This window comes from Streptomyces sp. NBC_00057, from assembly GCF_045041165.1.
Lineage (GTDB): Bacteria > Actinomycetota > Actinomycetes > Streptomycetales > Streptomycetaceae > Streptomyces.
Window position 1 is genome coordinate 6711585 of the sequence record NZ_CP108256.1, and the last position, 12503, is coordinate 6724087.

9 protein-coding genes and 1 pseudogene are annotated in these 12503 nt (G+C 68.9%); 4 read left to right on the forward strand and 6 right to left on the reverse strand.

The features are described 5' to 3' along the window. Positions 1-49: 49 nt before the first annotated feature. From OG953_RS31605 to OG953_RS31625, 5 genes and pseudogenes are all read right to left on the reverse strand, one after another. Positions 50-1051 carry a zinc metalloprotease gene (locus OG953_RS31605; protein ID WP_405688625.1) on the reverse strand — a complete coding sequence of 334 codons (1002 nt, stop codon included), beginning with the start codon at positions 1049-1051 and terminating at the stop codon, positions 50-52. Between the two features lie 377 nt (positions 1052-1428). Continuing rightward, a pseudogene (locus OG953_RS31610) lies at positions 1429-1884 on the reverse strand (PhoD-like phosphatase N-terminal domain-containing protein); the annotation flags it as partial. An 88-nt stretch (positions 1885-1972) separates the two neighbouring features. Beyond that, complete coding sequence (locus OG953_RS31615; protein ID WP_405688626.1) at positions 1973-2788, reverse strand: DsbA family protein; 816 nt, start codon at positions 2786-2788, stop codon at positions 1973-1975. A 48-nt stretch (positions 2789-2836) separates the two neighbouring features. Then, complete coding sequence (locus tag OG953_RS31620; RefSeq protein ID WP_405688627.1) at positions 2837-3559, reverse strand: hypothetical protein; 723 nt, start codon at positions 3557-3559, stop codon at positions 2837-2839. A 66-nt stretch (positions 3560-3625) separates the two neighbouring features. Beyond that, positions 3626-4951 (reverse strand): DUF2252 domain-containing protein, encoded by a 1326-nt coding sequence (locus OG953_RS31625; RefSeq protein ID WP_405688629.1) that lies wholly within the window; start codon positions 4949-4951, stop codon positions 3626-3628. Between the two features lie 169 nt (positions 4952-5120). Between OG953_RS31625 and dnaE the strand changes: the two genes are divergently transcribed. Continuing rightward, entirely contained in the window at positions 5121-8660 is a 3540-nt protein-coding gene (dnaE, locus tag OG953_RS31630; protein ID WP_405688630.1) for a DNA polymerase III subunit alpha, read from the forward strand. Between the two features lie 100 nt (positions 8661-8760). Here the strand turns inward: dnaE and OG953_RS31635 are convergent, their stop codons facing one another. Beyond that, positions 8761-8946: a hypothetical protein gene (locus tag OG953_RS31635; RefSeq protein ID WP_405688631.1), complete on the reverse strand. Its 186-nt coding sequence runs from the start codon at positions 8944-8946 to the stop codon at positions 8761-8763. 224 nt (positions 8947-9170) lie between these two features. Here OG953_RS31635 and OG953_RS31640 point away from each other — a divergent pair, with 224 nt between their 5' ends. The 3 genes from OG953_RS31640 (at position 9171) to OG953_RS31650 (ending at position 12485) form a co-directional block, all read left to right on the forward strand. Beyond that, entirely contained in the window at positions 9171-10442 is a 1272-nt protein-coding gene (locus tag OG953_RS31640) for an NYN domain-containing protein (RefSeq protein ID WP_405688632.1), read from the forward strand. A gap of 152 nt (positions 10443-10594) precedes the next feature. Then, positions 10595-11569, forward strand: coding sequence for an ABC transporter ATP-binding protein (locus tag OG953_RS31645; RefSeq protein WP_405692171.1), 975 nt, complete (start codon positions 10595-10597; stop codon positions 11567-11569). Positions 11570-11597: 28 nt separating this feature from the next. Further along, positions 11598-12485: an ABC transporter permease gene (locus tag OG953_RS31650; protein ID WP_405688633.1), complete on the forward strand. Its 888-nt coding sequence runs from the start codon at positions 11598-11600 to the stop codon at positions 12483-12485. The last annotated feature ends 18 nt before the right edge of the window (positions 12486-12503 follow it).

Genomic DNA, 12503 nt, shown 5'->3' on the forward strand with positions numbered 1-12503 from the left:
GCGCGAAGGGCCCCGCACAGCGCGGGGCCCTTCGCGCGGACTGGGAGGATCAGCCCCGGTAGGCGATCCAGCTGTCGCTCATCCGCTGCACCTGGCCCGCGGTGAACTGGGTCATGCACGCGTCGTAGGTGTAATCCATGAAGTTGTGGATCGGGTCGACCCCTGTCTTGTTGGTGCAGGTGTCGCGCCCGGTCGGGCACTCGAACGCGGCGCTCTTCTCGGCGGGCGTGTCGGAGACGTAGTCGCCGTTGCCGCTACAGCCGCCCTGGAACGTGTGGTAGAGCCCCATCCAGTGGCCGACCTCGTGGGTGGCGGTGTCGCCCTCGTCGTAGTTGGTGGCCGAGCCGCCCGGCAGCGAGGTGTCGAGGATGACCACGCCGTCCATGCTCGGGCTGGAGTTGTACGAGCTGGGGAAGGTCGCCCAGCCGAGCAGCCCGCCGCCGAGGTTGGCGGTGTAGACGTTGAGCGCGTTCTTGCCGCCCTTGCGCAGCGTCGACTTCATCGACTTCTCCGCGGCGGAGCCCGACGAGAGGTTGTACCAGGAGGCGTTGTCCGTGTAGTCGGTGCCGGCCAGCGAGAACTGGAAGCCGGAGTCGGTGTTTCCGGTGCCCTGACCGCTGTAGGCCGCGTTCAGCACGTTCATCTGGCTGCTGATGTCGCCCGCGGTGAGCTTGCCGGTGGTGCCGGAGTGGATGACGTGGAAGTAGACCGGGATCGTCGCTCCGGCAGCGAGCGTGGAGCCGCTGACCCGGCGGTCCGCGAGTCTCTCCTTGAGCTGCGTGTCCATGGCCTTGGCCTGGGACGTGGTGAGTTCATTGGGGTCAGCGGCGTGGTTGGTGCCCGAGGGGCGGGCCTCGCGCGCGGTGGCGCCGGTGCTCGCCTCGCTCGCGCACTTCTCGGCGGATGCGGCGGACGCGGAGGAGGTGGATGCCTTTGCGGCGGCGGAGCCGGTGGAAGCGGAGAGCGGTGCCAGGGCCAGGGTTCCGGCCAGGACGGCGGTGCCGATCGCACGGTTACGTATACGCGGCGATATACGGGCAAGAGCGCGCACAGGGACTCCTCGCGGATGTGTGGGGGAGGAATTTCCTCACCCGCCGCCGGGAGATTACGTGCGCATGTCAGATCTTGAGGAGAATCGATCAGGCCCAATCGATCGTGGGGCAAAACGGGGAGACGGGAAGAAATAATTCTGCGTGTTCCAGAGTTTGAGACGCGGACGTAACGTCCCGCGTTACCCCGGAGGGCGGTGTGTCCCCATTGGGGTCGGGAAACACGCCACGCGCCGTAGCGATGTAATGCGCCGTCAATATGGACTGCAGTGGCTGAAAAACGACCCTCAGTGCACCGGGTGGACCGGCATCCACTCGAAGTAAGCCTGCTTGGCGCCCGCGGCCCGGTCGGCCCAGGAGCCCTCCGTACCCTGCGTGTGGGCGTGGCGGCTTTGGCCGCGGGCGCGGTACGGGTGCGGCCCGCCGGCGAGGAGATCCCCGTACCGTCGCCCGCCGAGAAGCGGAACCAGTAGGTGGTGGCTGGGCTCAGCCCCCGCACATCGGCCTTGACGGTGTGGTCGGAAGCGGCCTTCGCGACGGTCGTTCCCCGGGCGAACTCCTCGTCCTCGGCGACCTCCCAGCGCACCGCCGTATCGGCGCCACGTCCTGAGCCGGGCACGGCGTCGGGGGCCGGGGTGACGCGGGCCCACAGGAGTATGCCGTCGGGGAGGGGGTCGCCGGAGGCGACGCCGTGCAGGAAGGCGGGCCCGTCCGCGGCACGCGCGGTGGTGGCGGTGCCGAGCACCGGCGCGGCGACGGCGGTGGCGGCAGCGGCCATGACGACCGTGCGGCGGCTGGGGGCGGATATCGGCGAAGAAAGGTGTCGACTGGTCAGGAGAACCCTACTGACCGGTATAGCGAACGGGCAGGCGAATGAAGGAAGTTCGCCTGCCCGTCGGAGAGCCGCTGCCGGGAGTTTGCCGCTAGCCCTTCAGCGCGGCAGTGATCGCGGTGTTGAAGTCGGCCACCGTCATCGGCGCGTTCTTGCCGTCAGCGCCGGTGAGCGTCTTGCCGTCCATCTTCAGCGTCGGAGTGCCCTGCACGCCGCTCTTGTCGAACGTCGCGGACATCTTCATCGCCCAGCCGTCGTACGTACCGTCCTCGACGTCCTTCTGGAACGCCTTGTTGCCCTTCAGAGCGTCGACCGTGTCGGCGATCTTGATCAGGTACGCGTCGTCCTTGAACTTGTCGTCGGTCTCCTCCGGGTGGTACTTCGCGGAGTAGAGCGCGGACTTGTAGTCGAGGAAGGCTTCCGGGCTGACATTGAGTGCGGCACCCACCGCGCTCAGCGCGTTCTTCGAGCCTTCTCCGCCGGTCATGCCGTCGATGAACGTGGCGCCGACGTACTTGATCTTGTACTTTCCGGCGTCGACGTCCTTGTGCACCGTCTCGCCGATGGACTGCTCAAGCGTTCCGCAGATCGGGCAGCGCAAGTCCTCGTACAGCTCGAGGGTCTTCTTGGCGGTCGGCTTGCCGATGACGACGGTTGTGCCGTCCTTGCCCGAGGTGTTCCTGGGTGCCGTGACGTTCTTCGCGTCCTTGGCCGCCTCCCACTGGGACGGCTTGTTCATCTGCATGACACCCCAGCCGACGGCGCCCGCGATCGCCAGCACGCCGACGACCGAGACGCCGACGAGGATCTGCCTGCGGGTCTTGTCCTTCTTGGCCTGGCGCTCGCGCTCGGCGCGCAGACGCTCGCGGGCTGCCGCCTTGTTGGCCTGGCTGTTGCGGTTGCTCATGTTCGTCTCTCCATGGTGCGGGTGGTATGTCGTCAGGGACGTGCGTGCTCAGGCGATGGCGCGGGCCGAGCGCGGCGGACCCCTCCGTCCCACGGAGTGCACGAGCAGACGGGCGTGTACGAGCAGGTGCGGGCCGTGCCCGGCGGGGTGCAGCCTGCGGTGTACGGAGCGGCCGGCCGTACCCACCACGGCGACCGCGATCAGCAGCGGCCGGAACGCCAGAACGGCGACCGCGCCCAGCAGGCCGACGAGCGCGGACTCGCCGCGCCGCAGCCAGGCCGCGGCGAGCAGACCGACCGTCACATGGGCGGCGAGCAGCAGCCACGGCACCGCCGGGCCCGGGGAGGCCAGCAGCGCGGCTGCCGTGTGTCCGCCGCCGGTCACCGAAGTGAGCGGCGTGCCGACGTCATCGACCTGGGGCGCGCCGGCCCCGATGTCACCGCCGCCGCACAGCACATCGACGCCGACCGAGCGCAGCGGCCCCGCGATCGGGCCGCCTGCCGCGCCGTAACAGAGGTGCTGGCCGGTGGTGAACACGGTGTCGGCGGCCAGTTCCAGCGGGACCAGCAGTCCGGCGATCGCCCCGAAGCCGCGCTCCCGGCCGGCCAGCGCGTACGCCACGGCGAAGACCACGCCGGCCAGCAGGGCGACGACGGTCAGCGGCAGCGAGACCTGGGAGAGCAGCACATGGGACGCAGCGGAGAGCGTCACGACGAGCGCTGTGAAAAGCGCCGCGCGAACGACTCTGAGCTGCGTCCCGGATATGTCCATCGTCGAGGAGTGTCGCATGCGAACCTGTAAGTGACCCCTGAAGGGGGGCCGGTTGGGTGCGGAGCCCTACAGTCCCGGGATGCGGCCGTTGCGGAAAAGATCCACAAAGATCTGGTGGTCGGCGCGGGCCCGGGCACCGTAGCTGTGGGCGAAGTCCACCAGCAGGCCGGCGAAGCCCTCCTCGTCCGCCGCGATCGCCGCGTCGATCGCCCGCTCGGTGGAGAACGGCACCAGCGAGTGGCCGCTCTCGTCGTCCGCCGCGGAGTGCATCGTCGCCGTCGCCCGGCCGAGGTCGGCGACGACCGCGGCGATCTCCTCCGGCTCGTCGATGTCCGACCAGTCCAGATCGACCGCGTACGGAGACACCTCGGCGACCAGCTGTCCGGCTCCGTCCAGCTCGGTCCAGCCGAGCCACGGGTCGGCGTGTGCCTGCAGGGCGCGCTGCGAGATGACCGTGCGGTGGCCCTCGTGCTGGAAGTACTCGCGCACGGCCGTGTCGGTGATGTGTCGGGAGACCGCGGGGGTCTGCGCCTGCTTGAGATAGATCACCACATCGTTCTCCAGGGCGTCGCTGTTGCCCTCCAGAAGGATGTTGTACGAGGGCAGCCCGGCCGAACCGATACCGATGCCACGACGGCCGACGACATCCTTGACCCGGTACGAGTCGGGGCGGGTCAGGCTCGACTCCGGCAGCGTCTCCAGATAGCCGTCGAAGGCGGCCAGCACCTTGTAGCGCGTCGCCGCGTCCAGGTCGATCGAGCCGCCGCCCGTCGCGAACCGGCGCTCGAAGTCCCGGATCTCCGTCATCGAGTCCAGCAGCGAGAACCGGGTCAGCGACCGGGCGTCGCGCAGCGCGTCCAGCAGCGGGCCCTCCGCCGTGTCCAGCGTGAAGGGCGGTACCTCGTCGCTCTTCGCGCCCGTCGCCAGTGCGTGGATCCGCTCACGGTAGGCCGCCGCGTAGATCCGGACCAGTTCGGTGATCTGGTCGTCGCCCAGCGCCTTCGCGTACCCGATCAGCGCGACGGAGGCGGCGAACCGCTTGAGGTCCCAGGTGAAGGGGGCTACGAAGGCTTCATCGAAGTCGTTCACATTAAAGACAAGGCGGCCATTGGAATCCATGTATGTGCCGAAGTTCTCAGCGTGCAGATCGCCGTGCACCCACACCCTGCTGGTTCGCTCGTCCAGATAAGGGTCCGCGTTCCTCGTCGAGCTGAGATCGGCGTAATACAGGCAGGCCGTGCCCCGGTAGAAGGCGAACGCCGAGCCCGCCATCTTGCGGAATTTGACCCGGAAGGCAGCCGGATCGGCGGCCAGCAGCTCCCCGAACGCGGTGTCGAAGACCTCAAGAATCTGCTCCCCGCGCTGTGCTGCGCCGGTCTGCGCTTCCGACATCTCTGGGTGCCTCCTGGTGCCTGACGTGCATGACAAATGGGACGGGCTTCTCAGCCCCTTCAACGCGCGACCGTACCCGGGAGTGCCCCTCGGTTGTCACCTCGGAGACGTAGACTTCCACGCTGTCCCCCCAGTCAGTCATTGCCTGTTTCCCCGGAGGCCCGACGCCGTGACCAAGCCGCCCTTTACGCACCTTCACGTCCACACCCAGTACTCGTTGCTGGACGGTGCCGCGCGGCTCAAGGACATGTTCGCTGCCTGCAATGAAATGGGCATGTCGCACATCGCGATGACGGACCACGGCAACCTGCACGGTGCCTACGACTTCTTCCACTCGGCGCAGAAGGCGGGCGTGACGCCGATCATCGGGATCGAGGCGTACGTCGCTCCGGAGTCGCGCAAGCACAAGCGGAAGATCCAGTGGGGCCAGCCGCACCAGAAGCGCGACGACGTCTCGGGTTCGGGTGGTTACACGCACAAGACGATCTGGGCGTCGAACGCGACGGGGCTGCACAACCTCTTCCGGCTCTCCTCGGACGCGTACGCCGAGGGCTGGCTGCAGAAGTGGCCCCGTATGGACAAGGAGACCATCGCCCAGTGGTCCGAGGGCCTGATCGCCTCCACCGGCTGCCCCTCGGGCGAGGTGCAGACGCGACTGCGGCTCGGTCAGTTCGACGAGGCGGTCCAGGCGGCCTCCGACTACAAGGACATCTTCGGTGAGGGCAAGTACTTCCTGGAGCTGATGGACCACGGCATCGAGATCGAGCGCCGGGTCCGTGACGGGCTCCTCGAAATCGGCAAGAAGCTGGGCATCCCGCCGCTGGTGACCAACGACTCGCACTACACCTACGCGCACGAGGCCACCGCGCACGACGCGCTGCTCTGCATCCAGACCGGCAAGAACCTCTCCGACCCGGACCGCTTCCGCTTCGACGGCACCGGTTACTACCTCAAGAGCACCGACGAGATGTACGCCGTCGACTCCTCCGACGCCTGGCAGGAGGGCTGCGCCAACACCCTGCTGGTCGCGGAGCAGATCGACACCGTCGGCATGTTCGAGAAGCGCGACCTGATGCCGAAGTTCGACATCCCGGACGGCTACACCGAGATCACCTGGTTCCAGGAAGAGGTCCGGGTCGGCATGAACCGCCGCTACCCGGGCGGTGTCCCCGACGACCGGCAGAAGCAGGCCGAGTACGAGATGGACATCATCATCCAGATGGGGTTCCCGGGGTACTTCCTGGTCGTCGCCGACTTCATCATGTGGGCGAAGAACAACGGCATCGCGGTCGGCCCCGGCCGTGGTTCCGCGGCCGGCTCGATCGTGGCGTACGCGATGGGCATCACCGACCTCGACCCGATCGAGCACGGACTCATCTTCGAGCGGTTCCTCAACCCCGAGCGTGTCTCCATGCCCGATGTCGACATCGACTTCGACGAGCGTCGGCGCGTCGAAGTGATCAGGTACGTGACGGAGAAGTACGGCGCCGACAAGGTCGCCATGATCGGCACGTACGGCAAGATCAAGGCGAAGAACGCCATCAAGGACTCCGCCCGGGTCCTCGGCTACCCGTACGCGATGGGCGACCGGCTCACCAAGGCCATGCCCGCCGACGTCCTCGGCAAGGGCATCGACCTCAACGGCATCACCGACCCCAAGCACCCGCGCTACAGCGAGGCGGGTGAGATCCGGGGGATGTACGAGAACGAGCCGGACGTGAAGAAGGTCATCGACACCGCGAAGGGTGTCGAGGGCCTGGTCCGGCAGATGGGCGTGCACGCCGCAGGCGTCATCATGTCCAGCGAGCCCATCGTCGACCACGCCCCGATCTGGGTGCGGCACACCGACGGCGTCACCATCACGCAGTGGGACTACCCGCAGTGCGAGTCGCTCGGCCTGCTGAAGATGGACTTCCTGGGCCTCAGGAACCTGACCATCATGGACGACGCCGTCAAGATGGTGGAGAGCAACAAGGGCGTCAAGCTGGACCTGCTCGGCCTCCCGCTGGACGACCCGAAGACGTACGAAATGCTCTGCCGCGGCGACACGCTCGGCGTGTTCCAGTTCGACGGCGGTCCGATGCGCTCCCTGCTGCGCCAGATGCAGCCCGACAACTTCGAGGACATTTCCGCCGTCTCGGCCCTGTACCGGCCGGGCCCGATGGGCATGAACTCGCACACGAACTACGCCGAGCGCAAGAACGGCCGCCAGGAGATCACCCCGATCCACCCGGAGCTGGAGGAACCGCTCAAGGAGGTCCTCGGCCTGACCTACGGCCTGATCGTGTACCAGGAGCAGGTGCAGAAGGCCGCCCAGATCGTCGCCGGTTACTCGCTCGGCGAGGCCGACATCCTGCGCCGCGTCATGGGTAAGAAGAAGGCCGACGAGCTGGAGAAGAACTTCGTTCTCTTCGAGGCCGGTGCCAAGAAGAAGGGCTTCTCCGACGCGGCGATCAAGGCGCTGTGGGATGTTCTGGTCCCGTTCGCCGGATACGCGTTCAACAAGGCGCACTCCTCCGCGTACGGCCTGGTCACCTACTGGACCGCGTACCTCAAGGCGAATTACCCCGCCGAGTACATGGCGGCGCTGCTGACCTCGGTCAAGGACGACAAGGACAAGTCGGCGGTCTATCTGAACGAGTGCCGTCGCATGGGCATCAAGGTGCTGCCGCCCAATGTGAACGAGTCGCTGTCGAACTTCGCCGCGCAGGGCGACGACGTGATCCTCTTCGGCCTCACGGCCGTCCGGAACGTGGGTCAGAACGTCGTCGACTCGATCATCCGGTGCCGCAAGGCGAAGGGGAAGTACAGCAACTTCCCCGACTTCCTGGACAAGGTCGAGGCAGTCGTCTGCAACAAGCGCACCGTCGAATCGCTGATCAAGGCCGGCGCCTTCGACGAGATGGGCCACACCCGCAAGGGCCTGGTCGCCCACCACGAGCCGATGATCGACAACGTGGTGCAGGTCAAGCGCAAGGAGGCCGAGGGCCAGTTCGACCTCTTCGGCGGCATGGGCGAGGAGGAGAGCGACGAGCCGGGCTTCGGGCTCGACGTGGAGTTCTCCGACATCGAGTGGGAGAAGTCCTACCTGCTGGCCCAGGAGCGCGAGATGCTCGGCCTGTACGTCTCCGACCACCCGCTCTTCGGTCTGGAACACGTACTGTCCGACAAGGCCGACTCCTCGATCTCCCAGCTGACCGGCGGGGAGCACTCCGACGGTGCCATCGTCACCGTCGGAGGCATCATCTCCGGCCTGCAGCGCAAGATGACCAAGCAGGGCAACGCCTGGGCCATCGCCACCGTCGAGGACCTGGCCGGATCCATCGAGTGCATGTTCTTCCCCGCCACCTACCAGCTGGTCTCCACCCAGCTCGTCGAGGACACCGTCGTCTTCGTCAAGGGACGTCTCGACAAGCGGGAGGACGTGCCCCGGCTCGTCGCCATGGAGATGCAGGTCCCCGACATCTCGTCGGCCGGCACCAACGCCCCCGTGGTCCTGACCATCCCCACGGTCAAGATCACCCCGCCGATGGTCAGCCGCCTCGGCGAGGTCCTCAGCAACCACCGGGGCGACACCGAGGTGCGGATCAAGCTCCAGGGCCCCCGTAAGACCACGGTGCTCCGGCTCGACCGGCACCGGGTGAAGCCCGACCCGGCGCTCTTCGGTGACCTGAAGGTGCTGCTCGGACCGTCCTGCCTGGCCGGCTGAGCCGGTTCACGGCCGACGTACGAGAAAGGGGCGCCCCCGCGAGAGCGGGAGCGCCCCTCTCGGCCACCCGGCCTGCGGCCGGGACCGGAGATCCGCCCGGTCAGTTGTGGCCGAAGCGACGCTGGTGCTTACGGGCAACATCAGCAGGGCTGCCCTGGGCTTGCGACTGAGGCTGTATCTGCGACTCGTACGCGGGCTTGGCCTCTTCCGCATTCGCGCCGCGCTCCGGACCGGACGCGCGGTTCTGCTGCTGGCTGCTCTGCTTGCGGTTCTTGTTCTTGGCCATGGTGTTCCTCCTACGGGGACTCTCGGGGCCAGGACCGCGTTCAGATTCACATGACGGGATAAAGCGTGCATGTTGGATCATTACCGTGCGTAGTGAGGGGGTATCATGCGCCGTTTTCAGGTTCCGCCACGCCGATGATCGAGTTCCGGCCGTCAACCCCTGCGCCGTCGGGCAGACTCGAAGGAAACCCTTGGCAAAGACCACACCCGAACTTCTGGAAGAGGGTGGAACGCGTGGACCGTTGCGTCGTCCTGGTGGACGCCGGCTACTTGCTGGGTGCAGCCGCGAGTCTGCTGGCCGGGGAGCCCGCCCGTTCCCGCATCACCGTCGACCACGCGGGCCTCATCCGGGGCTTGCGTGAGCTGGCAGAGGCCGATACGCAGCAGCCGCTGCTGCGGATCTACTGGTTCGACGGCGCCCCCGACCGCGTACCGCAGCCCGAGCACCGCAGACTTCGTGTGATGCCCCGGGTGACCGTCCGGCTCGGCGCTCTCACCCGCAGTGACGGGCGCTGGGCGCAGAAGGGCGTCGACGCCGCGATGCACGCCGAGCTCACCGAACTGGCCAGGAACCGGGCCTGCTCCGACGTGGTGCTGGTGACCGGTGACGGCGATCTGCTGCCCGGCCTGATGTCCGCCAAGGAACACGGCGTCGCTGTCCATCTGTGGGCGGTCCAGGCCGCCGACGGCGACTACAACCAGTCCGAGGACCTGGTCGCCGAGGCCGACGAACGAAGGGTGCTCGACCGGGCCTGGATCACGCAGGCCGTACGGGCCAAGGAGACCGGCGGCGTCTGCGCCCCGCCCCCGGCCCCCCGACCGGAGATCGCCGCGATCCTCTCCGCACCGCTGCCCGAGGCGGCCCTCGCGGCCTCCGCCGAGCGGGCATCGGAGGCCCAGGCTGCGGCCGCCCGCAACGGTGCGGCGCCGCCGCCCGAGGAGAGCTCCACCGCCGACCGGCCCGGCCACGGTGGAAGGGGCGTCCCCACACCCAAGGACCTGGCGGGCAGCCTGCGCGGCCCCGGCGCCCAGCCCACCCAGCCGCCGCCCGCCAACGCCACACTGCGCTGGTCCTCCGACAAGGGCTGGATGGAGCGCGGCGGACCGCTGGGCGAGCCCGCCGAAACCGCCTCCCTCCCGACGCTGGCCCAGCTCACCAGTGCCGAGCAGCGCTGGGCGGACCGAGAGGAGGACATCACCACCGTGGGCGGCGACCCCTTCGAGGTGGGCCAGGTCTTCGCCCGGCGCTGGATGGAGCGGCTGACGGAGACAGCCCATCTGCAGAAGCTGTCGACCATGTATCCGCGCATCCCGCACCGCATCGACGGCGAACTGCTGCGGTACGCGGCACGGTTCGGCCTGCTCGCCCACAAGGACGACCAGATCGACGAGCACGACCGCTACGCGATCCGGGCCGGATTCTGGCGGGAGATCGATGTTCGGGCCGCGGCGGAACACGCCCCGGCGGTGGAGCGGACGAGCCCGTCCGGCGACTGACGGCACAACGGTCACGCGGGCGCAACCCGGTCTGCGACTGCGGCGTCGGCGTCCGACCGGCATGGCCCCGGGCGCAATACGGGGCATCCGACCCCGTACTCTCGTACCTCGTGAGTACGGGCACAGCACAGGCGCAGACGGTGACCGGGACCGTGTGTGCGGTGCGTGATCTGGTCAAGACCTATCCCGCCGCCCGCGGCCGCCGCGGTGCACCCGCCACACCCGAGGTGCGCGCCACCGACGGGATCAGCCTGGATGTGCGGCGCGGCGAGATCTTCGGCCTCCTCGGCCCCAACGGCGCCGGAAAGTCCACCCTGGTGCGGCAGCTCACCGGGCTGATGAGGCCCGACTCCGGCGGCGTCACCGTGCTGGGCCACGATCTCGTACGCCATCCCGAGCGGGCCTCCCGGCTGATCGGGTACCTCGGGCAGGAGTCCACCGCCCTCGACGAGCTGACCGTCTCGCTCGCCGCCGAGACCACCGGACGGCTGCGCGGCCTCGCGGTGCGGGACGCCCGCGCCGAGCGCGACGACGTACTCGACGAACTCGGCCTCACCGAGATCGCGGGACGCCCCCTGAAGAAGCTCTCCGGCGGACAGCGGCGGCTCGCCTGCTTCGCGGCCGCGTTGGTCGGCGAGCGGCCGGTGCTGGTGCTGGACGAGCCGACGACCGGCATGGACCCCGTCGCGCGGCGCGCCGTCTGGGCCGCCGTCGACCGGCGCCGGGCCGAACGCGGCACGACGGTGCTGCTGGTCACCCACAACGTCATCGAGGCCGAGACGGTTCTCGACCGGGTCGCCGTGATCGAACGCGGCAAGGTCATCGCCTGCGACACGCCGACCGGGCTCAAGGAACGTGTCGCCGGCGAGGTCCGGGTCGAGCTGGTGTGGCGCGAACGGGCGCCCCTGGATGTGCCCGAAGTGGCCGTGCTTCGCGGCTCGGCCCAGGAGTCCGGGCGGCGCTGGGTGCTGAGGCTCGGTCCCGACGAGGCACGGGCGGCGGTCGCCGCCGTGACCGGCGGCGCGGCCTTTGCCGCACTCGACGACTTCACGCTGGCGACGCCCAGCCTGGAGGACGTCTATCTCGCGCTCGGCGGGGACGCGACCAAGGGGCTGGTGAAGTCATGACCGCGGCGGGCGGGGCGACCGGATGCACATGCGTGGCCGAGCAGGGAGCGAACAGGAGCAGCGCCAGGTGACGAGCATCGTTCCCGCGCAGTCGGTGACCGGACCCGTCCGGACCGCCGATGACGGCCGTGCCGGCCGCGATGTCCAGGAGGGGGCAGCTCCCGCGCCGCTCGCGCCACGGGCCCGGCTGTTCCCCTCGCTCGCGGCCGTCTACCGTGCCCAGCTGTCCAGGGCCAGGGTCGCGCGTATTCCGCTGCTCTTCGTCGCGACCTTCCAGTCCGTCGGGATCATGGTGCTGATGCGCGGGGTCGTCGACGGCGGCTCCGAGGCGCGCGCCGTCGTCGCCGGATCCAGCGTCCTCGTGGTGGCCTTCGTCGCGCTCAACCTGCTCGCCCAGTACTTCGGGCAGCTGCGGGCCGGCGGCGGACTCGATTACTACGCCACCCTGCCGGTGCCGCCCGCCGCGGTGGTGCTCGGCGCGGCCGGGGCGTACGCCTCCTTCACCGTGCCCGGCACGATCGTCACGGCCGTGGCGGGGAGCGTGCTGTTCGGACTGCCGCTGACGCATCTGTGGGTGCTCGTCGCCGTCATCCCGCTCTCCGGGGCGGCGCTTTCCGGGCTCGGCGCCGCGATGGGGCTCCTCGCGCCCCGGCAGGAGCTGGCCACGCTGCTCGGGCAGCTGGGCATGTCGGCGGCGCTGCTGCTCGGCGTCCTGCCGGCCGACCGGCTGCCCGGGCCGATCGGCTGGGCCCGCGATCTGCTGCCCTCCACGTACGGTGTCGAGGCGCTCTCCCGGTCCTTCGACGCCCACCCCGACTGGGCGGTCGTCGCACTGGATCTCGCGGTCTGCGCCGTCGTCGGCGTCCTCTCGCTGGCTGCGGCCACCTGGGCGTACCGCAGGGCAGCGGTCCGGTGAGGCGCGGCACAGGGACGC